The organism is Bacteroides graminisolvens, from assembly GCF_963666085.1.
Taxonomy (GTDB): domain Bacteria; phylum Bacteroidota; class Bacteroidia; order Bacteroidales; family Bacteroidaceae; genus Bacteroides; species Bacteroides graminisolvens.
Genome location: NZ_OY762556.1, coordinates 2,609,066 through 2,632,210 on the forward strand (window position 1 = coordinate 2,609,066; position 23,145 = coordinate 2,632,210).

Below are 23,145 nucleotides of genomic sequence, written 5' to 3' on the forward strand. Positions count from 1 at the left end.
CGAACCCGCTTCTTTCCATGAGTAATTAACCCTTAAAAGTAACTATTTATGACTTTATTTTACAAACCACGTCAGAGTAACATTGTGTCGAAAGACGGAGTGAAGAAATGGCATCCGCGCCTGGTCAAAGTGGGCAAGGTAATCGACACTCAGAAAGTGGGCGAACTGATTGCCGAAAAGGCTTCACTCACCCCGGGAGATGTGCACAACGTAATTCGCAACCTGATGAGTGTGCTCAGAGAACAGCTGCTCAACAGCCGCACCGTGCGGCTCGACGGATTGGGCTCGTTTACCATCCTTGCCAATGCCAGCGGTCGCGGCGTGAATAAAGCCGATGATGTTTCGGCTTCGCAGATTGGCGCCCTCAGGGTGCAGTTTACACCCACATCGACCCGCAGTCCGAGCACCCGAGGCGCTACCCGAGCCTTGTTTAGCGGGGTGGAGTATCAGCGGTGGACGGGAACGGAGGATGCCGAAACTCCCGATGAACCGGTTGATCCGGGCACAGGCGGAACAGGCGGTACCGGTGGCACAGGAGGTGCTGGCGAAGATCCCGATGATCCGAACGGATAACGCTGGCTCGGCCGTCCATGCCGATAACCAGAACGCATAATGCTGGCCCGACCGGTCATTCTATAACCCTGGCGAATAACGCTTCCCAAACCGATTGACCGGTCAGGCATGGGGTACATAAATGTAATACAATTGTTGAATTAAAAACCTGAAAAAATGAAGAAATTCAATTGGGGAATTCTCCTGAAAATCATCATCGCAGTGGCTAGTGCCGTTGCAGGTGCCGTGGGCGCACAAGCCATGACACTGTAAATAGTAATTTCCGGCTCCATGTACCTTGATTAAATAGCGTGCACGAGCCGGAAATTTTATTTAAAATTACTTGTATTTTGCAAATTATGATTTACCTTTGTGTTATTCATTTACATTACTGGAATTAACAAAACTATTTATTACGTATGAAAAAATTAGCTTTATCCCTCCTTTTGCTCCTCGTTACCGGAGGTGCAGGTGCGCAGGTCAGCACCGTTTACACAGATATTTACGGCAAGTTTGAGGTAATGATTGACCTCGAAGATGGTGGTTACGCCGTTGTTAACATGTATGGTGACATTCTTGAAATTGACACGCAGGCGTTTATTGATTATTATTCCGACTTTTGGTCATACGAGGCGGGCAAGGTGAAGCGCATCGGCAACGTTTCTTTCTCTTATTATTCTGACTTCTGGTCGTACGAATCGGGAAAAATAAAAAGCATCGGCAATGTGGGCTTTCAGTATTACTCCGACTTTTGGTCGTATGAGGCAGGCAAGGTGAAAAGCATCGGGCGAACTCAGTTTTCTTACTATTCTGATTTCAACGACTGGGAATGTGGAAAGCTCAAATCCATTGGTGGCAACCGTTACTCGTATGTGCCTTCTTACAATGGCAGGCGTGGCTCGACACCGGTATCCGGCAGGTTGAAGGTTGAAGACGGTGGAATAGCGTTTCGAGTCATGGGACCTGCACCGCGCAGGCGTTACTGATAAAAGTATAAAAAATAACCCCATTCTGAATCACACCAGAAAGGGGTTATAATTTAAAACAACAAAAACTAACAAAGTACACCCTCAGGGACTCGAACCCTGGACCCATTGATTAAGAGTCAATTGCTCTACCAGCTGAGCTAAGAGTGCAACAAATATGCAACAAGAAAAGTACACCCTCAGGGACTCGAACCCTGGACCCATTGATTAAGAGTCAATTGCTCTACCAGCTGAGCTAAGAGTGCATTTTTTTTCTGTTTGCGGGTGCAAAAATAGGCTTTTTATTTTTTACTGCCAAGTAAAAAAGAACCTTTTTTAAAGGCTTTTTTCGAGCGGCTACTCAAATACATACACTTCGGATGGCGTACTGCGCTTTAAAGCAGCGAGTTGCACATCTTTTCCGGCAATAATTCCTTTGCTTCTTAATTTCCATTCAATGGTTTTATAAGCCAGTTCGGGGTGATTATTGTCTTTGCTTAAATGGCATAGCCAGATGTATTTTAAGTGTTCGCTTATGTTTTCGGCCAGAAACTCGGCCGTATCCATGTTGCACATGTGTCCGGTGCTTCCGGAAATGCGTTCTTTCAAATAGGCAGGGTAGGGACCCATTTTCAGCATTTCTTCGTCATAATTAGCTTCTATAATAAGGTAATTGGCCTTTGAAATGTAGTGGGCTGCGGTGGGCGTAATCTCGCCAAGGTCGGTGGCAAAAGAGAATGTTTTGCCGTCAATTTCTACGCAGTAACCCACATTATCCGTTCCGTCATGCGGAACTTCAAATGAGGTTATGCGGAAATCTTCCAGTTGCATGGGCGCTTCTTTCTCGAGGTAACGCACGCTGTGGCACAACTTTTCGGTCATGCAGTAGCTTTTGTTTATTCCTTCGTGAATGCGCGCGGTGGTGTAAACCGGTATGTGAAGTTTTTCGCCCAAATGTCCCACGGCTTTTATGTGATCGGCATGATCATGCGTAACGAAAACGCCCCGAAGGCTTTCCATGGGTATTTGTACTTCTTTCAATGTCTTTTTTATGGTGCGGATTCCGATGCCTGCGTCAATCAGTATGCCGTATTTTTCTGTGCCTAAGTAGTAGCAGTTACCGCTACTACCGCTGGCAAGGCTTATAAATTTTATTTTCATGTTGAATATACGCGATGGTAAAATGGCCACAAATATACACAATAAAAAAGAACTGAACGTACCGACTATCCTTTTTTGTCCATTTTGTTGGTTATTTTAGCAAATGCCAGCAGTGCAAAAGCGGCTACCAAACCGATGCCTGCAAAATAATACCAGATGTAATGGGCGTTGGCGCTGGCGGCCATCCATGCCTCGCGGCTGTCGAACAAAGCGGGGTCGGGACAGTATTTGGTGAGCAGGATTCCTGCCAACCCGAAACCGAAAATGGACGAAAGGAAGGAGTGCAGGTGACTGAACCCGAGGTACATGCCTTCTTCGCCTTTGGGTGCCTGAAGCGAAAAATACTCTAGGTAGCGCGGTGAAATGAAGCATTCTGCCAGTGCCTGAACCACAATTCCGAGTATCATCATCAGGGTGATGTTGCTCATGCTGCCCAGCAAATCGTTACCCAGCAGGTTGCCACACGCCATCAGCAGGGCAGAAATGGGGATGAGGAACATGCCGATGTTCATCGATGTAATGGCGCTTTTGCGAGCCATGAGGCGTGTCACGAAACTAACGCAGCACACCACGATGAAGGGGTTAACGTTGGCTATCCATCCGGGTTTGGCGGTTTCGCCTGCCATGCGGATTACGTATTTGGGCATGGTGGCGTAAAGCTGTTGTTGCACCATCCAGAAACCGGTTACGATGAGTATCAGTATGAGCAATCGCCAGTTGGTGATGATGCGCAGAAAACCGCGACCGATGTCGCCCATGCTTTTGCCTTCGCCGGCTGTCTCGGTCGATTTGTAAAGTAATATAACGGCTAGCAGGGCGATGAATGTCATGGCGCCGGCAAAGTAATTGATGTAAATGTAGGCTTGGTCGCCAATCTGATCACGCAAGGGGTCGATAACGGTTTTGCCCGTAAAGGCTCCGATGTTCACCATCATGTAAAAAATGGAGTAGCCGCGTGCACGGGTAGCTTCGGTGGTTTCTTTGGCAACGGAAGCCGATATGATGGACTTGATGAAGGAACCGCCAATCATCAGCGTGACCAGCACAGGCACAATAATCCAGCGTTCGCTGCTTTGCGGCAAACCGTTAAACTGTGTGGTGCTGCCGTAGGTTACCAGTCCGGATGCTTCCAGAAAAGTGGGCAACGCACCCAGTCCCAGGTAAGCAATGGTGAGCAGGGTGAAAGCGGTAATCATTGACTTGCGGAAGCCTATTTTGTCGGCATAAGCTCCCGTCAAAATGGGTAGCAGATACAAACCGCCCGAGAATAGCCCGGAAATGATACTTGCCTCGAAATCATTGAAACCTAAAATACTCGATAAATAGATGGTTAGAACGATAAATACGGCATAGTATGCCATGCGTTCAAACAGTTCGACTGTGTTGCTAACCCAAAAGGCTCTTGTAAAGCCTTTGTTAGCAGCTTGAGGGGAATTGTTCATTTTTTCTGTTACTTTATTAAATTAGGAGAGCAAAGATAAAAAAAGTGCTGGAATTTTAAGATAAATCCTATCTTTGCGTGCATGCAGTTAAAGGATTTATTAGAAGAATTGACAGAAAAATACAATGTGCAGGCGTTTATTGATACGGATCCGGTGCAATTTCCCCGTCGGTTTTCGCGTTTGCAAGATGTGGAGGTGTCGGCTTTGCTGACTTCTGTGATCACCTGGGGGCGGCGCGACATGGTGCGCCGTGATGCGCAGCGGTTGCACGAAGCCATGGGCGATTCTCCGTTCGACTTCATCATAGAGGGTGGCTGGCAACGATGGGAGGATTCTGCGCGCAACGTGCACCGCACTATTTTTGAGCGCGATTTGTTCTTTGTTTGCCGGGCGTTGCAGGGGTTTTACGCCACGCACCATTCTTTAGAGGAGCTGTTTACCGGTCGCAACGGAGTGTTGGGCGGATTGCATGAACTATCTGCTTTGTTGCAAACCCGGCACGTGGCTTCGCCGCTTACGAAGAGCCCGTGCAAGCGTTCCAACCTGATGCTTCGCTGGCTGGTGAGGAATGACGGCATTGTCGATTTGGGCGTGTGGCAGCGCATCTCGCCTGCAGAGCTTATCATTCCGCTCGATGTGCATGTGGGGCGCATCTCGCGTGAGCTGTGGACGGACATTCCCCGAACCGAGCGGCTGAAAACGGCATTGATCATCACGGAACACCTCAAGGAATTTTGTCCGCACGACCCGTGCAAGTACGACTTTGCCTTGTTTGGTTTTGGCGAGGAGCAGAGCCGTATGAAGTTGGCCTCGACTTCTCTTACTGACCCCGAAAAAACTTTATAAACTTTCTTTTTTTGGGAAGTATTGTTCTGTAATCCATTCATAGGCGGGGTTTTCAAGTCGATGAGCGACCTTGCTTTGTGGGGATCAGTCTCTTTTACCCACCGTAAAGCGACTGAGCGCAGGCACGAAACGTTGTTGCAGGTAATACAGTGCCAAGGTAATGCCAACGGTGAGCAACAGGGGGAGCAGATACAGTATGAAAGAGGCTGTTTCACTGGTATCGGGCACAAAAGTAACCAGTGTTTTTCGGATCTGACTCAGCATTTGTTCGTGCGCAGCGTACACAAAAAAGCTTCCCGAAGCCAGAAAATGCCGGGGACGTATTTTCTCCTTTTCGATGAGCCACGAGGTGATGTTGAAGGTGAACACAATGCCTAGCAGGAGGCCTGCCGGATGCAGGTACGTGGTAGCCACTGTGCCTTTGCAAAGGGTATCGGCCAGCGCAATGGCGGGGTATGCCACCCACGAGAAACGTTGTATCTTTCTGCATTCGGTTACCATATTTCTGCCCTGAATGCTCAGCAATGCACCGATTGAAAAGAAGAAGATGGCACCCGTGTTGAGTCCGGTGACACGAAACGAAAAACCGCCGATCCACGCCACAAAAAGGGCGGCAATGAAGAGGTGCGGCAGGCGTTTTATGCCTGCATACACAAGGGGAGTGAGGAGCACGGTTACCATGAGGTCGCGTACAAACCACAGCGGATACACCAGCGGATAATGCGGTGCGCGGATGTCCCAGAAACACCGCAGATAGTCGGCTATCTGCCACGTTTCAACTCTGTCTACAGGACCGTAAGCCAGTGTGCGCAACTCAAAAACTTCTTGTAGTACAACGTATGTGATAATAGCCCACAAGTTCCAAAATAGGTAGGGCACCAGTAGGGAAGAGGCTCTCTTGCGGAGCTTCTCCCGGTATGTTGCACCGTTAAACTGCTTCAGTTTATAAAAAAACAGGTAGCCCGCAATGAGAAAAAACAGCGGAACGCAAAAGCGTGCCACGACTTCGGACGATAGGTTGCGCACAAACACAAATACCTCCCCTTTCGGATGAATGGGGTTGTAGCTGTGTATCAGCAATACGCCTATAATCATAGGGAATCTGAGCCACGCAATGGTTTTTGATTGTACTTCTTGCGGTGTCATGTTGGGGAACAAAGGTACTGTTTTTTTTGTTCCCTCTACTTATTCATTAATTAAAACGCATCGTATGGAGCAAGCCATTGATCTATCTTTGTACGTTGTATTATCTAAAGGATCTGTTAACGAAGGGTGTTCGTGGAATGTAAAGACAGCTCCTCCGGCACTGGATGCAGAGGTGAAGTATGTTCCACAATGACCAATTCTAAATGTATTGCCACTATATTCCCTTTCTCCATTAGATGGATAAAAGATGGTTTTGCCTGTTTTCCATCCACCAACAAAATAAGTATATCCGTAATTGAAAGCACTGCTCATGTTGATATTTGCTTCAGATGATGTAGATAATCCTGTTTTACTTAGTACTAAAAAGGCATCACTAGGTGGAAGCATCCATCCCGACGGACATGGATCAAATATTGATTTTTCTATTGCACCGTTATTAGCTAGCGCAGTTCCATATTTTTTTGTTGCTGTATTAAAATCGCTTCCACCCCATAATCTATCGTTGTGTCCCCAGAACCAGTCGCCATCATTAACTCTTGCTCCATTTGTATCGTAACCATCTGAAACGACAGCAGCACCACACACAAAAGCTGTAGGGTTTTTTGTTACATAATCGATTGTACCGTACGTACTCGAGGATACCAGAGACTTAAACAATCCTGTAGAACTTCCAACGGTCATATCGGTCCACGTAATTCTTGCACCTGCATTGTCATAAACAGGAATAACATTCGCGGAGGTATATGTAGTACCTAAATGATCCAACAATGCGCTTGCTTGCGGAAAAGGATCTTTTCTTCCCCATTGATAGTACAGACCGTACGCTGTTTGACTGCCTACAGTATTGTTTTCTGCCCCGAGGTTACATGACATAAAGCTATGACCTTTAATCAGCGTTGACGGATAAATGCCGCTGGCATCCCAATAATATGTATAATACTCTACTGCATTGGCCACGTTGGCAGGCTTCTGATTATTCACCCAAATGTGCCACGACCACAGAATTTGATTGCTGCTGTTGTATCCTGCAATGACTGCGTTTCCGTTTATGGCTCCTGTTTTTACATAAATCTTGTTATCTTTTAAGTATGCGTAGGCATTTGAGGAGTTGTTGCCCAGAGCTAATGAAGTGCTGCTGGTTCCTGTCTGCCACAAAATCTTCACACTTGTTATTGTTTTTGTGCTGACAGACTTGTTTACGTAATCCGAGTATTTAAAACCTCCACCTGTTTCGGGACGTGTGTAAGGGTCAAATCGGATCATACTATTTGTACTTACCACAAAACAGTTGGCAGGAGATGCGTCGACACGGGCGTCAGACAAATTGATATTGTTGATGTTTAATGTAACATTGTAATTGTAATTCCTGCGGATGTTAAAATCATTGGTGATATTCTCTCCCGGATACACCGTGAACACATACGAATTTCCATCATCCTTGTAATCGCCGTATAGTCTTATGTACATGCCATTCTGTGGGGCAAGGTCATTTTTAGCGTTTGCATTTGTATTACTTACCGTGCCTTTTTGGTTCTCGGGAACGTACCATGTGTAAGTAGCGGTTTTGGTACCTGCTGCAACAGCCGTCTCACTGTAAACAGCAGTGCTGAAACCACTAACTGCCGGATGTATATCAGTGCTTCCGGGAGCACCGCAACGTATTACATTGGGCACATTGTAAATACCCACGCTGGTAACACTTAAGTTCAACGCTTGTGGGATGGTGAATGTAAAAGTTATTTTAGCAAGCATTCTTGTTAAGGCAACACTGACAGACGTTTGCGAGGATATATACTGCGGACCGCTGCTGCCCATCATCATTAAGTTCTCATTTCCGTTACCGTAAATGGCTGCTTCTGTACTCAGCGTTGTGGCCTTATTGTTCAATGTGGCAACCGTACTGCCTTTGGTCAGGTCTGCTGCCCAAGTGCTACTGTTGGTATTGGCAATGATAAAAATCTGATATCTTTGGCTGGTAGATGTCTGTAATAAAAGCTTTAACGAAGTTGCTCCGGCTGATAAAGAATAATAGCGCGGAGCCTCTACCAACGTACTGCTGGTAGGATTCGATTCATTATAAGCATATTGAAGAACCCATATATTACTAATTTTTTTCTCATTGGTTATCAGTGTTTGCGATGCATTTCTGGTATTTGCACCTTTTGATACGCCTCCCACGAGCTTGGGCTCGTCGGCTCTCATCTTAAGAGTGACTTCTGATAGTGATGTCTCGGGCGATTCAACGTCGCTGAACTGTGATTCTGTACACGACGTTATCATTAACATGGTAACAAATACGAAGCTAAAAATAGTAAGTCTGTTTATCATCTCTATTATTCATTGATTAATATACATCTGATAGGTGCCCCGTTGGCTCTGTACGAATATCTGTCGCCAGGGCCCGACCATGGGTTTACCATCGCATCTGTATCCCAATTATGACAGTGTAATGTGTAAACACGGTTGTCGGAAGGGGTGGCGGCCGATGTTCTGTATACTCCACAGATAGCGGGACGGGTTATCTGACCGGTATACATGCGTGTTCCATTAAAAGGGAAATAGCTGGTAGGTGCTGTTTTCCATCCACCTACGTAATAAGTATATCCGTAGCGTGTAGCCGAAACAACATTTAAATTATCAATGCCCGCTGCCGCTAGTCCTGTTTGAGTGAAAATCATGTATGCGTCTGCCGGTGGCAACATCCAGCCTGCCGGACATGGGTCGAATATGGATTTCGAGGTGGCTCCGTTGTTTGCAAGCAGCGTGCCGTCGGGGGCTGTATATTTCACCGTGGCCTCACTATATGGAATGCCCCCCCAAAGGCGGTCGTTTAATCCGTAATACCAATCGCCGTAGTTCAACAGATCTGTTCCATCACCAGGGATGCTTGTGGCGCATATAAATGTTGTGGGGTTTTGTGTAGCATAGGCAATGGTGCCTACTGTTGGCGATGTACTAACTGCTTTGAAAACAGATGTGCTGTTGCCTACAGTAGATGGCATGTCTATCAATGCTCCGTTGTTATCATAAACAGCTTGAATGTTTGCCGAAGTATAATCAAAATCACTTAAACTACCCGATTCTGCACTTGGGTCGAGCACCAGCTTGTTTGCTCCCGGGAAAGGATCTTTTCGGCCCCATTGATAATAAAGTCCATAAGACGTGAGGCTCTGAAATTGACTGTCTTCAGCGCCCAGATTACATGACATGAAACTATGTCCTTGAACCAACTGATTGGTGTAAATGCCGGTTGCATCCCATTTATAAGTCATGTATTTTACTGCATTAGCCACATTGGCCGGCTTTTTATTATTAACCCAGATGTGCCATGACCATAAAATCTGATTGCTGGAATTGTATCCTGCAATGACTGCATTTCCATTAATGTTTCCACTTTTTACATAGATTTTGTCATCGAGCATGTAAACTAAATTATTTGCCGAATTATTCCCGATAGCCAAAGATGTTCCATTACCGGTTTGCCACAGTATTTTAACGTAGCTGATTGTTTTGGTTGTATTGGACTTATTTACGTAGTCTGAATACTTAAAGCCTCCTCCCGATTCTGTTCTGTTATAGGGGTTGAAGCGGATTGTACTGTTTTGCGTTACTACAAAACAGTTGGCAGGAGATGCATCTACTCTGGCGTCAGAGAGATTGACACTGTTTATGTCTAAGTTAACTGTGTAGTTGTAATTTCTTCGTATGTTAAAGTCATTGGTTTCATTCATGCCGGGATAAACAGTGAATACATACGAGTTTCCATTATCTTTGAAATCGCCGTATAGTCTTATGAACATGGCATTTTGAGGAGCCAAGTCATTTTTGGTATTTGCACTGCTGTTTGTTATGATCCCTTGTTGATTTTCGGGAACGTACCATGTGTACGTTGCGGTCTTTGTGCCTGCTGTCACAGCTATTTCACTATAGACAGCTGTGTTGAAACCGCTTGACGGATAAATATCGGAACTCCCTGGAGCACCGCATTTAATGATATTAGGTACATTGTAAATACCAACGTTGGTTACACTTAAATTTAGTGCATCCGGAATTTTAAATGTAAAAGTGATTTTGGCTAGCAGTCTGTTTAATGCAACATTAACGTTTGTTTGTGATGAAATTAATCCCGGAGTGCCGGTACCCATCATTAGTAAATTTTCATTGCCATTGCCATACATGGCTGCTTCATTAGCATAAGTTGTTGTTTTGCTGTAAAGTGAGCTAAGAGCACTTCCTTTAGCAATATCCGATGCCCAAGTGCTGCTGTTTGTATTGGCCACGACAACTATTTGATACTGTGTAGCCTTCGATGTTTGCAATAAGATACTTTGGCTGGTAGCACCGGCCGACAGAGAATAGTAGCGGGGAGCTTCAACTAATGTGCTGCTCAACGGCGTACTTTGATTGTATTCATATTGAAAAACCCATATATTACTGATTTTTTTCTCGTTAGTTGTTAGGGCCTGACTAGCGGTTCTAGTCTCTATACTTTTAGAGGTCGCATTACCTACCAAAGTAGGTGAACTAGTAGTTATGTTGAGCGTAACCTCTGTTTTTTCTGCCGAATTGTTGTCCGTAAAATCACTTTCGGTGCAGGTGCTTATTGTTAAACTTAACGATAATAATAATGTAATAATGATATATTTTTTCATATGGCTCTACGCTGGCTATTTAGCTAATTACAAAACTGTTTGTTATAGTAGTTACTCCATTTACAGAAAGAGTTATTCCTTCTTTGTATATTGTTGCTTTTACTTGATAAACACTATTGGGCACAATGGATAATGAACTACCATAGGTGTTGTTCGTCGATAAATATAATACATAATTATATGTCATTGTGTAACCGCTTTCGGTATAGGCTATCGTTATATTCAACTTGTTGACATCAGTTTCTACAAATGATGAACCTAACTTATTGGTAAAAGAATAGTTATATGAAACAAACGTGTATGTGTTATCTGTTGCCGGAGCGCTTGTTACTGCTGTAACAACTACGCCACTTGTGGTAGTTAGGGTTCCTGCATTTATATTGGCAATTGGGTATGTATAACTGTTTGTTTCGTCATATAATTTACCTGCTTTTCGAGTGTTCTCAAGCGTAACACTTTTGACCACTAAGCTGCCGCTTACATTAGCCTCTTTTCTCAGATAGAAATCAACTCTGGCCATTTTGCGCTCAAGAGAAATATCTATAGTGGCAGTATTTTGTGTTATTTGTTTGCTTTCTGCTTTTCCTGCCATTAATATACCTTTTGTAGGAATATTTGATACGGATGCATCAAATGAGCTAGCGTTAGTAATCATGGATAATAATTCTTGTCGAGACGGTTTGGCTGCAAGTCTGGTTTGTAGTTCAGCATCAGGATTAGCTATTACGTACACGTGTTTTATTCCTTCTTTTACCACCCAACGTTTGCTGGCAAGATTTCCGGCAGTAACTGAAAGGTCGCTTCCATTCTCTAGTATATAGTTCGAGTTGTAGATAAAAACATAAACGTTGGTGAGCGTTTCTTCACCAGTCAAGGCATTTTCATCGGATAATGAACGCGTTTGCAGGTTGATAGCCATGTTTACATCTTCACCTGTAGTAGCTAGTACCTCTGCTTGTGTGCACGAAAGCATCGTTAAACTACTAAGTGTGAAGAATATAATGTAATATATTTTTTTATAAATGCCTCTGATATTCATTTCTTCAGAATTATTTGATTATACAAATTATACATTTACCATTGAGGTGATACAGGCACTTCCTTCCAATCGGGAATGCTAATTGTTACTCCTAGCGGACTATATTCAAGTAATATAGCGATTGAAACCTCTTCTTTCTGAGAGATACTAATTTGGTTTTTGCTTATGAATTCACATAAACTAATTTTGTCTATAAGTTTTCTGTTTGAACCGTTATATACGTAAATAGAAGCGTCCGTGTTTTCGTCAAACCTAAAAACGGAACAATGTGACATGTACACTAATCTATCTTCTCTATAAGATGATTCGGGATAATAACAGATTTTATCTCCTTGAGCCCTCATGTCAAAATCGCATGAAGAGGGAAGATAACCAACGCTAATTACTGGTGCTATTGAAGCTGTAGTTGTTGATTGATCTATAATGCCTTTAACATATACCCAAATATCAATATGGGCACAGCAGAAATTGACTTCTGCGCTGCTGCTTAGTTTTTCTGAAGAGACCTCGAGGGTCGTTTTTGCGTAATATAAAGGGTCTGTGGTTTTTAATTGCTGTTCGCTGCTAGTTCTTGTATTTGCAATAATAGCTTTAGTTTTTCCTGATGTTACGTCTGCTAATAAAGTGTTATCATTTACATTCCCCCAACATATAACGTCATATTTGCCGGGATCTAGTAGTAAATCTGTTTGTTGAGAGCTAAGTAGCTGGTTGTTACTCACTTTGGCCGATTGGACGAATTTTCCCGTTTCGGCATCGTACACATATATCATTACACTGCCAATATATTCAGGAAGCACATCTTGTGTGCCTCCTGCTTTATATTGGAAATATAATGTCACATTCTTTCCCTCGCATAATTCTGCTTTGGTACATCCGGAAGCAAATATTATGAGTGCAAAGGAGCATAACGCGATAAATAACATTTTATATTTCATGCCTGATTTTTTATTATTCGTCTTCTTAAAAAATCAAGAAGACGAACAATTTGGTTACTACATAATCGGGGTAACTACCTCAACTTTCCATGTGTTAATTGTTACAGTAACCCATAAATTAATATCTTCAGGGTCTGGAAATTGAGTTAAATTATTTTTCTCAATGCTTACTTCATTAATATGGTAAATCGTACCTGGTGCAAAAGTGGTAATAGCTGTACCTGTACTATTTAAGAATCCACGTATGTTCACAAACTGAGGGTCGAGATAACTTTCGCCAGCAACACTACTAGTTATGCCGCTTAATTTTAAAGTAATTCTTGGATTCTCTGCACCTCCGGGGAAAAATTGATAAGCCCATACATTACCTGTTTTTGGTGAGGTTGTCAGTAAGGTCTTGTTGCCAATGCTAGTTGCGTCCTGATCGCACATCGTTTGGTAGGTACTATATACTCCTGTACCGGCGACTCCGAAATTGTCTGTTGATTCTTCATTTTGCAAATTGGCGAACACATTACTAAGAGTTTTATTTGCATAAAACCTATTAACATAGATACCTTTTAACGTATAATCTGTTATGGTTCCAGTCACTTTGATAGCACCAACCTCAATGCGAGCACAGAGCGGAGTCAATGATACTACTGCTTGTTTATCTGTTTCTGCACCTTCGAGAACAGCTGTCACTCCTCCTTCTCCAACAATAGTAAGGTCTTGTACGTTGTTCTGAGAAGAAATGCTAATGTTAACACCGGCTTTTAGTTCAGATAACGTTTTAAATCCTTCCATGGTAGTAGCTTCGCCACTTCCTAAATTGGGGTTACCAACAATGTACACTTTACTAACTTCTCCTGATACATTGCTAAATTTAAAGCCATTTTTTAAGTCAGTAGTTGTTATAACTTTGTTTGCGACATCAGAAGTACCCGAAGATGCTATCTTGTACCACTCTTTAATACCGTCTTGTGCGGTAATAAAGTAAATGTATCCATCGGTTAATGTTACGGCCTCTGCCTCAGTAACAGCGGTACCTTCAGATCTGGTTTGAGCAGATTCAATGTTACCAATTTTTAGGTAAATACTTTGATTGTCGGTGTCAACAGGCAAATCATTGTTCTCGGAACATGACATTAAGCCTAATGCAACTACAAGGGTTGCTAAAAAGGAGAATTTTGTTTTCATTTGTTTTGTTTTGTTACTTTTGAATTATAATCTTATTTATTTGTTTTGATTTTTTTCTGCGTTAACTCCTGAAACAGATAATTGTCTTCCTTGTACGGCTAAACTATATGTATAGGTGTATCCGGATGGCCAAGTGTCTTTCTCGTTTACATAAGGCAGTAGTACTGATAAAGGGTACCCGTCTACTATTACGCTTAGCATAAGTCCGCGTGGAGCATATACAGAACCCATTACTAATGAAGAAGTGACTTTTGTTTGACGTTGTAAACTGTAGGGATTAATTTTTGCTTTTCCAGTAAGTGTTAGTGAACCTACACTTTTTGAAGGGGTTAATTCTCCTTCTGTTTTAACATCTTCACTAAAAAAACCTGATAAAGTCAGCTCTGTCAACGCTCCGGAAGCATTTGTTTCAAACACTTCTCCGCGGCTGATAATAAAGCGAAAGACCGATTGCTCCGTTTTGATTGTTGTTTGTGCTTTTGCAGTTACAAATAATACCTGCAGCGCAATAATGGCTAAAAAAATAAATAATTTTTTCATTTTAATTGTTTTGGGGATTTGTTTTGTATGTAGTTATTTTCTCTATTTCAAATTAGAAATTAGAATCTGTACATCAGATTTATGCAGGTTCCTGTTATGTCAAATCTGTCTTTATTATGGGAGTACAAAAACAAATTATAATTGCTATCTTGCTTGTATTCGTTAACTTTTGAATGAACGTATCCAAATTTAAAGTTTAATTCGGCAGCAAAAGGACCATAAATAGGTTGCAAATATCCAACCGAAAGTCCTTCGCTGTGATATTTTCCGGTCTTGTTGCCTTCTGATGATACTATGTCGTGATATTTTTGGGTATTATAATCGCCGAACTGAGCATATATTCCTATAAATAAACCTTTGTATTTATTGTCTTTTATAAGCCAGTATCTAGGCTCAATGGTGTATGCAGATATTCCTTGAAATTTTTTATTGTTATTATATGCCCAATTTGAATAAGCAAAGGATAGTTCTAAAGAGTAATTACGTAAGAAATATGCTTCAATAGCTATATTGGGAATGGGCGTGGTATATTCCAAATTGGGGTTTAATCCTGCTAAAGCTAAAATATTAGTCTTCACAGAAAGTTTAGGGTACAAATCCTGAGGCTGATTAAATAAAAAATAACTATACCTTGCTTTTTGTGAATTTAATAATTCGCGTCGACGTTTTCTGGAATTGTCATTATACATGAGAAATTCTCTCTGCTGTTGAATAAGATCATTTTGATTTATCTTATTTTCTTCAGAATCGTTTTCTTGGTTTTCAAGGGAGTAAGGAAGTGCTAAACTCGCTTGTTTTTGCAATGTGTCTTGGCTGGTATACTCAATGTTTATCTCTACTCTTCTTAATGTTGGAAAAATGCTATTGCATAAGTCGCGATATGCTTTACCATGCTTAATTTTCTTTATTTTGTTTTCCCTTTTGTCAAAATTGGGCTCAGAAGAAATAATGTTTCTAATTAATTTTAAATAAGGATAGTTAATTGCTTCTAGTTGCTTTTGTAAACCATCCCAATCTTCTGCAACATGTGTTAATGATACATTTCTTACTTTTGATTCAATATTAAACTTCTCGTTTATATATTTATTTAAATTATAAAGTCTTTGCTTAGATAATGTATCATTGTGTTCATATAGGCCATCAGGAGAACTATAGCTATTTATATGTAGCTTATTGATGAATATAGTGCTATCATTTATTAATTTGTTAAAGAAACAATCTAGGCGATTAAGCTCGTATGGGTTATATCCAAAATTGTTTAGGATATTGGGATTGCTTAAAGGATAATTTAAAGTTCCGTTAATTTGTTGTGCGTTTTGTGCTTGTATAGTTTGGAAATAGCATGAAAAAAACAATATTGAAGTTGTCATTGTTAATTTCTTTGCACAGGTGATAAGCTTTTTTTTTGTTTTCATACCTTATGAACAAAGTTTACTGTTTGTTTGTTTTATTTGTTTTAATATTGCTAATATAGCAATTAATATTGAGATTATTGAATGTATTTTCCTTGTGATTTATAATTACAATATGCTTCTGTCTCTATTTATGCATTTTTAATGTAAGCAGTGTGATACTATTTTTGATTATAGAGTTTTCATCTTATGATCTGTTTTCTGATCCTATTTTATATATATTATTTTTCCTTTAAGTTAAGAATGATGTTTTAAAAATATTATTCTGTAGATTGATATTCAGTTTATTGCAATTAATATACGTTTTTTATACTTACTTAAATTTATTATTTTTATTTAATGTAATTGACATAAATAATCAATTGTATATTATTTAAATTATTTAAATATTAATATTAACTTTTTGTCATATAAATATTTTTAAAAAAAGATTTTATAAAATGTGAATTTTATAATCATTTTGATTTTATAGATATATTTAATGGACCATAATAGATTCTTTTTGAGACTTTTGGCTGTTTTATTATATCGTATTTGCAACAATAAAAGAATACATGTTTATAAAGCTAATCGGATTGATGAACTTTATTTTATTCAAAAAAAATAAAATAACAAACGTTACATATTTTGCAAAAATCTAAAAATATCAAAAAATATTTTTGGGAAAAGTGCTATTTCACTATATTTGGAGAACGACAAATTAAAATAAAATTATTATGAGAAACTTTTTAGTATTATTATCTTTCTGTTTTGTAGTAACTAATCTTTTTGCTCAAACTCCCGATCCGGCTAAGTTGAAGTCCGAAGGTGACAATGCTTTGAAGGCCAAAAACTACGCAGTGGCTTTTACAAAGTACAATCAGTATTTGAAGCAAACCAATTACCAAGATTCTATTACGGCTTTCAATTGTGGCGTGTGTGCGGACCGTACAAAAAAATATGCCGATGCAGCCAAATTATTCGATGTGGCCATTAAAAAGAATTACAATGTAGCTTCGGCATACATCGGTAAGGCTTCTGCGTTACGTAATTTGAATAAGGACAGTGAGTATCTGGCTACGCTGCAAGAAGCGATGCAGGTTGCTCCCGCTAATGCTACGATTGAAAAGTTATATGCCATTTACTATTTGAAAGAGGGACAGGCTTTTCAGAAGGCGGGTAATTTGGCCAAAGCGGAGGAGAGTTACAAGCATGCCACTGAAGTGGCCAGCAAAAAGTGGAAAACGGATGCTTTGTACAGCTTAGGGGTTTTGTTCTTCAACAACGGCGCGGTTACGCTTAAAAAAGCGGCTCCTTTGGCTAATAGTGATGCTGCAAAATACGAGGCTGAAAAGAAATCGGCCAATGATGATTTTCAAAAAGCGAGTACTTATTTAGAAGAGGCCGTTGCGTTATCGCCCGAAAGAGCGGAGATAGCAAAAGTTCTTGGACAAGTAAAAGCTGCCATGTAAACGGTGTGGTACAAAGAAAAAAAAGGGCATCCAAACGGATGTCCTTTTTTCTTGATAAAAAGTCGAATCTCTTATATCTTTTAAATGATAGAGAGCTTTTTGAAGCAAGTGGTCAGCTTATCAATAGCTATATCAATTTGCTCTTGCGTATGCGTAGCCATTAACGAGAAACGAATGAGCGTATCGTTAGGTGAGCATGCAGGAGGCACCACCGGGTTGACAAATACTCCTTCGTCAAATAACATTTTGGTAACGATGAAAGTCTTCTCCATGTCGCGCACATACAGCGGAATAATAGGAGTTGAGGTGTGACCAATTTCGAACCCTAAGTCGCGGAAGCGCTTGAGTGAATAATGGGTCATGTCCCACAAATGCTGAATGCGTTCAGGCTCACTCTTCATGATTTGCAGTGCTGCACGCGCTGCGGCAGTTGCTGCAGGAGTGTTGCTGGCACTAAAGATGTAAGAGCGTGAGTTGTGACGAAGGTAGTTGATAATTGACTCATCGGCTGCGATAAAACCTCCGATTGCTGCCAATGATTTGCTGAACGTACCCATGATCAGGTCTACATCATCCGTCAAACCGAAGTGGTCACAGGTTCCGCGACCTTGACGGCCCAAAACTCCTAATCCGTGAGCTTCATCAACCATGATGTTGGCGTTGTATTTCTTTGAGAGACGAACAATCTCGGGCAAGTTGGCTATATCACCTTCCATGCTGAAAACACCGTCAACCACAATTAGTTTTACAGCTTCAGGTCTGCATTTCTGCAACTCCTTTTCAAGCGACTCCATGTCATTGTGTTTGAATTTTAGCGCTGTAGAGAAAGAGAGGCGTCTGCCTTCTACAATGGAGGCGTGATCAAGTTCGTCGCAAATTACATAGTCCTCACGACCTGTAACACACGATACGACACCCAGATTTACCTGAAATCCTGTAGAATAGATGATGGCATCTTCTTTGCCTACAAATTCTGCGAGCTCTTTTTCTAATTGCAAATGGAGGTCGAGCGTTCCATTCAAAAAACGAGAACCTGCACAACCGGTACCATATTTGCGAGTAGCTTCAACAGCAGCTTCAATTACCTTCGGATGATTTGTCAGACCCAGATAAGAATTAGAGCCGAACATCAAAACCTTTTTGCCGCTCATAATTACTTCTGTGTTCTGTTCACTTTCGATACACCGAAAGTAAGGATATACGCCTTTTGCCTTCACTTGTTGCGGCAGGTCGTATTTTGCTAACTTCTCTTGTAGTAATTTCATGAATATATTATTAATAAATCCGCTTTCGAATCACATTAAATATGTTCTATAGCTTTATAATCTGTTATGTGTCTTTCAAACAGGCTGCAAAGATAACAAAAATATAAAATGATTATGCTTCTACTATAAAATAATAATATTACTTTTGTCTCTTGTCTTATGAATTAGCCCATAATCCGCATGTTTTTGTAATGATGAAAAGAGTTATTTTTATTTTGAACCCTGCTTCGGGAACTCAAAACAAGGAATTAATTATAAGTCAAATAGATGATATTATTAATAAGGAGAAGTATCAGTCAGAAATTGTATGGACCAGCTATGCCGGTCATGCGGTTGAAATAGCCCAAAAAGCAGCTGAAGAAGGCGTATATGCCGTAATAGCTGTTGGGGGCGATGGTACGGTGAATGAAATTGGGCGCTCACTTATTCATACCGATACAATCATGGGCATTGTTCCCAGCGGATCGGGTAACGGATTGGCCAGGCATTTACAAATTCCCATGGAACCTAAAAAGGCGCTTGAGGTTATTAATGAATCTTTGGTGGAAACCATTGATTACGGATTGATAAACAAAGTTCCTTTCTTTTGCACTTGTGGGGTGGGGTTCGACGCTTTTGTTAGCCTCAAATTTGCCAAAGCGGGCAAAAGAGGATTACTTACTTACCTGGAAAAGACTTTGCAGGAAAGTTTGACGTACCAGCCCGAAACCTATGAGCTGGAAACGGAAGACGGAATGGAGAAACACAAGGCTTTCTTAATAGCGTGCGGCAACGCTTCGCAATATGGCAACAACGCATACATTACCCCTCAGGCAACATTGACAGACGGTTTGCTGGATGTAACGATTCTAGAGCCTTTTACAGTGCTCGATGTTCCTTCGTTATCGTATCAGCTTTTCAATAAAACAATAGATCAGAATAGCCGCATTAAAACCTTCAGGTGCAAGAAGTTAAAAATCAGCAGAAGCAAATCGGGTGTGGCACATTTTGATGGCGATCCGATGATGACCGATCATGTGGTTAATATTGAAATAATAACCAATGGACTCAAGGTGTTTGTGCCCCGCGAAAAGGAGGTAAAAGAAGGACTCAACGTACTGCAGAAAGCGCAAGAGTATGTTAACGGACTCAAGCAGTTAAATGATTCGATCTTTGAAGATATAACGGCCAAGAACCGAACTTTACTAAATAAAAATAAGGAACTGCTGAAGAAACTCACAAAGAGAGATTGATTTAGTGGGGGCAACCAAAGTGGAATTGCAAATTATTGTGTATTTTTGCATATTCTTTGGAAGAATAGTTATTTTAGAAATAATCAATATAAAGATATAAAAGACCATGTTTAGAACCAATACGTGTGGAGAGTTACGCATCTCCGATGTAAACAAGCAAGTTACGCTGTCAGGCTGGGTGCAAAGAAGCCGTAAGATGGGAGGGATGACCTTTATCGACTTACGTGACCGTTACGGAATAACTCAATTGGTTTTTAATGAGGAGGTTGATGCCGAATTATGCGAAAAGGCCAATAAACTGGGACGTGAATTTGTTATTCAAGTTGTGGGAATTGTCAATGAGCGTTTCAATAAGAATGCCAACATTCCTACCGGTGATATTGAAATTATCGTTTCGGAACTTCGTGTTCTCAATGCAGCCGTAACTCCTCCTTTTACCATTGAAGATAATACAGACGGGGGAGATGATATTCGTATGAAGTATCGTTATCTCGACCTGAGAAGAAATGCGGTTCGTTCAAATTTGGAACTTCGTCACCAAATGGTTATGGAGGTGCGTAAGTATCTTGACGGACTGGGATTCCTCGAAGTGGAAACACCTATTCTTATTGGCTCAACACCCGAGGGTGCGCGCGACTTTGTGGTGCCTTCGCGTATGAATCCGGGGCAATTTTATGCTTTGCCGCAATCGCCTCAGCTATTCAAGCAATTACTAATGGTTTCGGGTTTCGACCGTTATTTCCAAATTGCCAAGTGTTTCAGAGATGAGGATTTACGTGCCGACCGCCAGCCCGAATTTACACAAATTGACTGCGAAATGAGCTTTGTGGAGCAGGAAGATGTGATTACCATCTTTGAAGGTATGGCCAAACACTTGTTCAAAACCATTCGTGGAATAGAAATCAACGAGCCATTTGCCAGAATGTCTTGGCATGATGCCATGAAAACTTACGGTAGCGATAAGCCCGATATTCGTTTCGGCATGCAGTTCGTTGAATTAATGGATGTATTGAAAGGGCACGGCTTCTCTGTTTTTGATGATGCAGCTTTTATAGGAGGTATTTGTGCAGAAGGAGCTGCAACATATACTCGTAAGCAGCTCGATGCGCTGACCGATTTTGTGAAAAGACCTCAAATAGGGGCTAAGGGACTTGTTTACGCACGCATCGAAGCCGATGGAACGGTGAAATCGAGCGTTGATAAATTCTATTCTCAGGAAACTTTGCAGCAGATGAAAGAAGCCTTCGGTGCCAAACCGGGCGATTTGATCCTGATACTTTCCGGAGATGACGCAATGAAAACCCGCAAGCAGCTTTGTGAATTGCGACTTGAAATGGGTAACCAACTGGGATTAAGAGATAAAAATACGTTTGCCTGCTTGTGGGTAGTCGACTTCCCTCTCTTTGAGTGGGACGAAGAATCGAAACGATTCATGGCTATGCACCATCCGTTTACCTCGCCCAAACCCGAAGATGTTCATTTGCTCGATTCAGACACGGGAGCCGTTAGAGCCAATGCTTATGATATGGTCATTAATGGCGTTGAAGTAGGTGGAGGATCTATTCGTATTCACGATAGTGCACTGCAAAATAAAATGTTCGAACTGATGGGCTTCACCCCCGAAAAAGCACAAGAGCAATTCGGTTTCTTGATGGATGCCTTCAAGTTTGGCGCTCCTCCTCACGGTGGTTTGGCGTACGGACTCGACAGATGGGTGTCACTCTTTGCCGGTCTCGATTCTATTCGTGACTGCATGGCATTCCCTAAAAATAATTCGGGAAGAGACGTGATGATTGATGCTCCCGCTCCGCTGGAGTTGTCACAGCTTGAAGAATTGAATTTAAAGATAAATATCAAAGAATAAAGACTCTAAAAACTAAAATAACACATAACTGTAACATAGTTGATAAAAATAATAGGATTTTGTGAACCTTTTTATTTGTGCCAATGTTATATAAATGTGTTTTTCATAGTATTAGATATAAGATTAGTAGTAAAAGATTGTATTCGCTTGGGATAAGTAAATACGTCGAAAACAGAAGAGTCTGTTTTTTTGATAAATGTGTTATTAGCATCGGTTCTTTCGGACCGATGCTTTTTTCTTGCTTTTTCATTATTAATATAGCTTGTTACAAATAAATTTCCTACATTTGTGGAGTTATATACGATGAATTACAATGAACGTACCTGTTATTTTTCAATTTCTGAAAGATTTGTCAGAGAACAATAATCGCGAATGGTTTCAAGAACACCGTGCTGAGTACGAAGTGGTCAGGGAAGAGTTTGAAAAGCTTCTGGCAGCAGCCATAACACGCATTTCTATGTTTGACGAAAGCATCAGAAGTGTTCAACCCAAAGACTGTACGTACCGTATTTATCGCGATACACGTTTTAGTGCAGACAAAACTCCCTATAAAACCCATTTGGGCGGATACATCAATGCCAAAGGCAAGAAGTCTGACCATTGCGGCTATTACATTCATTTGGAACCGGGCAACTGCATGTTGGCAGGAGGAAGCTACTGTCCGCCACCCAATATACTGAAAGCTTTAAGGCAGTCTATTTATGAAAACATCGACGAGTATGTGTCGATAGTTGAGGACCCTTCTTTCAAGCAATATTTTCCGGTGATAGGCGAATCATTTCTGAAAACTGCCCCCAAAGGTTTCCCAAAAGATTTCAAGTACATTGACTATCTAAAATGCAAAGATTTCACTTGTGCTTATAAGGTGGACGACAGCTTTTTTATGGATGCCAACTGGCTCGACAAAATGGAGGAGGTCTTTGTGCAGCTGAAACGCTTCTCGGACTTTACGAATTTTACGATTGATGATTTGGAATAAGAATATTATTTAATTACAATAACTATGATAGTAGATACTTTAGAAAACCTGGAAAAATATGCCGGGCTGAATCCATTGTTCGCTCAGGCTGTAGAGTTTTTAAAATCTCACGATTTGAATGCGCTAGAGGTTGGCAAAACAGAGCTTCAGGGCAAAAACCTGGTTGTCAATGTGGCACAAACAAATCCTAAAACAAAAGAACAGGCCAAATTGGAAACTCACAATGAGTTTATCGACATACAGATTCCATTGTCGGGCATTGAAATAATGGGGTATACTCCTGCAACAAGTTGTACACCTGCCGATGCTGCTTACAATGCTGAAAAAGACATTACATTTTTTGAAGGCTTAGCAGAAACTTATGTTACCGTAAAACCGGGTATGTTTGCCATATTCTTCCCCCAAGATGGTCATGCACCCGGCGTTACTCCTGAAGGAGTCAAAAAGGTAATCGTGAAAGTGAAAGCATAAATTTCAAACAC

The 23,145-nt window shown here is 41.2% G+C and carries 20 protein-coding genes and 2 tRNA genes; 9 read left to right on the forward strand and 13 right to left on the reverse strand.

Annotation, left to right across the window (positions count from 1 at the left end; translation table 11 throughout):
- Positions 1-48: 48 nt before the first annotated feature.
- The 3 genes from ACKPCE_RS11055 to ACKPCE_RS11065 all read left to right on the forward strand — a co-directional run bounded on the left by ACKPCE_RS11055 (position 49) and on the right by ACKPCE_RS11065 (position 1,538).
- Entirely contained in the window at positions 49-573 is a 525-nt protein-coding gene (locus ACKPCE_RS11055; RefSeq protein WP_319505230.1) for an HU family DNA-binding protein, read from the forward strand.
- A gap of 156 nt (positions 574-729) precedes the next feature.
- A complete protein-coding gene (locus tag ACKPCE_RS11060) occupies positions 730-825 on the forward strand; it encodes a smalltalk protein (RefSeq protein ID WP_319505231.1) in 96 nt (31 codons plus the stop codon).
- 146 nt (positions 826-971) lie between these two features.
- Positions 972-1,538: a hypothetical protein gene (locus tag ACKPCE_RS11065; RefSeq protein WP_319505232.1), complete on the forward strand. Its 567-nt coding sequence runs from the start codon at positions 972-974 to the stop codon at positions 1,536-1,538.
- Between the two features lie 77 nt (positions 1,539-1,615).
- Here ACKPCE_RS11065 and ACKPCE_RS11070 read toward each other — a convergent pair.
- The 4 genes from ACKPCE_RS11070 to ACKPCE_RS11085 form a co-directional block, all read right to left on the reverse strand.
- A tRNA-Lys gene (locus ACKPCE_RS11070) sits at positions 1,616-1,688 on the reverse strand.
- A gap of 22 nt (positions 1,689-1,710) precedes the next feature.
- Positions 1,711-1,783: transfer RNA gene (locus ACKPCE_RS11075), tRNA-Lys, on the reverse strand.
- Between the two features lie 91 nt (positions 1,784-1,874).
- Positions 1,875-2,678: an MBL fold metallo-hydrolase gene (locus ACKPCE_RS11080; RefSeq protein WP_024996978.1), complete on the reverse strand. Its 804-nt coding sequence runs from the start codon at positions 2,676-2,678 to the stop codon at positions 1,875-1,877.
- A 65-nt stretch (positions 2,679-2,743) separates the two neighbouring features.
- On the reverse strand, positions 2,744-4,120 hold the full coding sequence (locus tag ACKPCE_RS11085; RefSeq protein ID WP_319505233.1) for an MFS transporter: 1,377 nt from the start codon (positions 4,118-4,120) through the stop codon (positions 2,744-2,746).
- Between the two features lie 81 nt (positions 4,121-4,201).
- On the opposite strand from ACKPCE_RS11085, the gene ACKPCE_RS11090 reads away from it, so the two are divergent.
- A complete protein-coding gene (locus ACKPCE_RS11090; RefSeq protein ID WP_319505234.1) occupies positions 4,202-4,966 on the forward strand; it encodes a TIGR02757 family protein in 765 nt (254 codons plus the stop codon).
- Between the two features lie 84 nt (positions 4,967-5,050).
- Here ACKPCE_RS11090 and ACKPCE_RS11095 read toward each other — a convergent pair whose 3' ends face one another.
- Genes ACKPCE_RS11095 through ACKPCE_RS11130 form a run of 8 tightly spaced genes read right to left on the reverse strand, consistent with a single transcriptional unit; the run spans position 5,051 to position 15,875 of the window.
- Complete coding sequence (locus ACKPCE_RS11095; RefSeq protein WP_319505235.1) at positions 5,051-6,112, reverse strand: acyltransferase family protein; 1,062 nt, start codon at positions 6,110-6,112, stop codon at positions 5,051-5,053.
- Positions 6,113-6,151: 39 nt separating this feature from the next.
- Entirely contained in the window at positions 6,152-8,440 is a 2,289-nt protein-coding gene (locus ACKPCE_RS11100; RefSeq protein WP_319505236.1) for a DUF4906 domain-containing protein, read from the reverse strand.
- A 5-nt stretch (positions 8,441-8,445) separates the two neighbouring features.
- A complete protein-coding gene (locus tag ACKPCE_RS11105) occupies positions 8,446-10,764 on the reverse strand; it encodes a DUF4906 domain-containing protein (protein WP_319505237.1) in 2,319 nt (772 codons plus the stop codon).
- A gap of 19 nt (positions 10,765-10,783) precedes the next feature.
- Positions 10,784-11,803, reverse strand: a complete 1,020-nt coding sequence (locus ACKPCE_RS11110; RefSeq protein WP_319505238.1) for a hypothetical protein — start codon at positions 11,801-11,803, stop codon at positions 10,784-10,786.
- Positions 11,804-11,838: 35 nt separating this feature from the next.
- Positions 11,839-12,741 carry a FimB/Mfa2 family fimbrial subunit gene (locus ACKPCE_RS11115; protein WP_308765498.1) on the reverse strand — a complete coding sequence of 301 codons (903 nt, stop codon included), beginning with the start codon at positions 12,739-12,741 and terminating at the stop codon, positions 11,839-11,841.
- Between the two features lie 57 nt (positions 12,742-12,798).
- A complete protein-coding gene (locus tag ACKPCE_RS11120; protein ID WP_319505239.1) occupies positions 12,799-13,920 on the reverse strand; it encodes a hypothetical protein in 1,122 nt (373 codons plus the stop codon).
- A gap of 36 nt (positions 13,921-13,956) precedes the next feature.
- The gene (locus ACKPCE_RS11125; RefSeq protein ID WP_308765500.1) at positions 13,957-14,460 is read right to left on the reverse strand and encodes a hypothetical protein; all 504 of its coding nucleotides are present in this window, start codon (positions 14,458-14,460) and stop codon (positions 13,957-13,959) included.
- A gap of 59 nt (positions 14,461-14,519) precedes the next feature.
- Entirely contained in the window at positions 14,520-15,875 is a 1,356-nt protein-coding gene (locus ACKPCE_RS11130) for a DUF3575 domain-containing protein (protein ID WP_319505240.1), read from the reverse strand.
- 713 nt (positions 15,876-16,588) lie between these two features.
- On the opposite strand from ACKPCE_RS11130, the gene ACKPCE_RS11135 reads away from it, so the two are divergent.
- Complete coding sequence (locus ACKPCE_RS11135; protein ID WP_319505241.1) at positions 16,589-17,323, forward strand: tetratricopeptide repeat protein; 735 nt, start codon at positions 16,589-16,591, stop codon at positions 17,321-17,323.
- Between the two features lie 80 nt (positions 17,324-17,403).
- On the opposite strand, the gene spt is transcribed toward ACKPCE_RS11135, so the two are convergent.
- Positions 17,404-18,588 (reverse strand): serine palmitoyltransferase, encoded by a 1,185-nt coding sequence (gene spt, locus ACKPCE_RS11140; RefSeq protein ID WP_319505242.1) that lies wholly within the window; start codon positions 18,586-18,588, stop codon positions 17,404-17,406.
- Between the two features lie 194 nt (positions 18,589-18,782).
- On the opposite strand from spt, the gene ACKPCE_RS11145 reads away from it, so the two are divergent.
- The 4 genes from ACKPCE_RS11145 to ACKPCE_RS11160 all read left to right on the forward strand — a co-directional run bounded on the left by ACKPCE_RS11145 (position 18,783) and on the right by ACKPCE_RS11160 (position 23,134).
- Positions 18,783-19,820, forward strand: a complete 1,038-nt coding sequence (locus tag ACKPCE_RS11145; protein WP_319505957.1) for a diacylglycerol/lipid kinase family protein — start codon at positions 18,783-18,785, stop codon at positions 19,818-19,820.
- Positions 19,821-19,926: 106 nt separating this feature from the next.
- A complete protein-coding gene (gene aspS, locus ACKPCE_RS11150) occupies positions 19,927-21,684 on the forward strand; it encodes an aspartate--tRNA ligase (RefSeq protein WP_319505243.1) in 1,758 nt (585 codons plus the stop codon).
- Positions 21,685-21,997: 313 nt separating this feature from the next.
- The gene (locus ACKPCE_RS11155; protein WP_319505244.1) at positions 21,998-22,663 is read left to right on the forward strand and encodes a DUF2461 domain-containing protein; all 666 of its coding nucleotides are present in this window, start codon (positions 21,998-22,000) and stop codon (positions 22,661-22,663) included.
- Between the two features lie 24 nt (positions 22,664-22,687).
- Entirely contained in the window at positions 22,688-23,134 is a 447-nt protein-coding gene (locus ACKPCE_RS11160; RefSeq protein ID WP_276990891.1) for a NanQ anomerase/TabA/YiaL family protein, read from the forward strand.
- The last annotated feature ends 11 nt before the right edge of the window (positions 23,135-23,145 follow it).

Coding starts and splice junctions, on each gene's coding strand:
- ACKPCE_RS11055 (WP_319505230.1), top strand. CDS start 49: ATGACTTTATTTTACAAACCACGTCAGAGTAACATTGTGTCGAAAGAC.
- ACKPCE_RS11060 (WP_319505231.1), top strand. CDS start 730: ATGAAGAAATTCAATTGGGGAATTCTCCTGAAAATCATCATCGCAGTG.
- ACKPCE_RS11065 (WP_319505232.1), top strand. CDS start 972: ATGAAAAAATTAGCTTTATCCCTCCTTTTGCTCCTCGTTACCGGAGGT.
- ACKPCE_RS11080 (WP_024996978.1), bottom strand. CDS start 2,678: ATGAAAATAAAATTTATAAGCCTTGCCAGCGGTAGTAGCGGTAACTGC.
- ACKPCE_RS11085 (WP_319505233.1), bottom strand. CDS start 4,120: ATGAACAATTCCCCTCAAGCTGCTAACAAAGGCTTTACAAGAGCCTTT.
- ACKPCE_RS11090 (WP_319505234.1), top strand. CDS start 4,202: ATGCAGTTAAAGGATTTATTAGAAGAATTGACAGAAAAATACAATGTG.
- ACKPCE_RS11095 (WP_319505235.1), bottom strand. CDS start 6,112: ATGACACCGCAAGAAGTACAATCAAAAACCATTGCGTGGCTCAGATTC.
- ACKPCE_RS11100 (WP_319505236.1), bottom strand. CDS start 8,440: ATGATAAACAGACTTACTATTTTTAGCTTCGTATTTGTTACCATGTTA.
- ACKPCE_RS11105 (WP_319505237.1), bottom strand. CDS start 10,764: ATGAAAAAATATATCATTATTACATTATTATTATCGTTAAGTTTAACA.
- ACKPCE_RS11110 (WP_319505238.1), bottom strand. CDS start 11,803: ATGAATATCAGAGGCATTTATAAAAAAATATATTACATTATATTCTTC.
- ACKPCE_RS11115 (WP_308765498.1), bottom strand. CDS start 12,741: ATGAAATATAAAATGTTATTTATCGCGTTATGCTCCTTTGCACTCATA.
- ACKPCE_RS11120 (WP_319505239.1), bottom strand. CDS start 13,920: ATGAAAACAAAATTCTCCTTTTTAGCAACCCTTGTAGTTGCATTAGGC.
- ACKPCE_RS11125 (WP_308765500.1), bottom strand. CDS start 14,460: ATGAAAAAATTATTTATTTTTTTAGCCATTATTGCGCTGCAGGTATTA.
- ACKPCE_RS11130 (WP_319505240.1), bottom strand. CDS start 15,875: ATGAAAACAAAAAAAAAGCTTATCACCTGTGCAAAGAAATTAACAATG.
- ACKPCE_RS11135 (WP_319505241.1), top strand. CDS start 16,589: ATGAGAAACTTTTTAGTATTATTATCTTTCTGTTTTGTAGTAACTAAT.
- spt (WP_319505242.1), bottom strand. CDS start 18,588: ATGAAATTACTACAAGAGAAGTTAGCAAAATACGACCTGCCGCAACAA.
- ACKPCE_RS11145 (WP_319505957.1), top strand. CDS start 18,783: ATGAAAAGAGTTATTTTTATTTTGAACCCTGCTTCGGGAACTCAAAAC.
- aspS (WP_319505243.1), top strand. CDS start 19,927: ATGTTTAGAACCAATACGTGTGGAGAGTTACGCATCTCCGATGTAAAC.
- ACKPCE_RS11155 (WP_319505244.1), top strand. CDS start 21,998: ATGAACGTACCTGTTATTTTTCAATTTCTGAAAGATTTGTCAGAGAAC.
- ACKPCE_RS11160 (WP_276990891.1), top strand. CDS start 22,688: ATGATAGTAGATACTTTAGAAAACCTGGAAAAATATGCCGGGCTGAAT.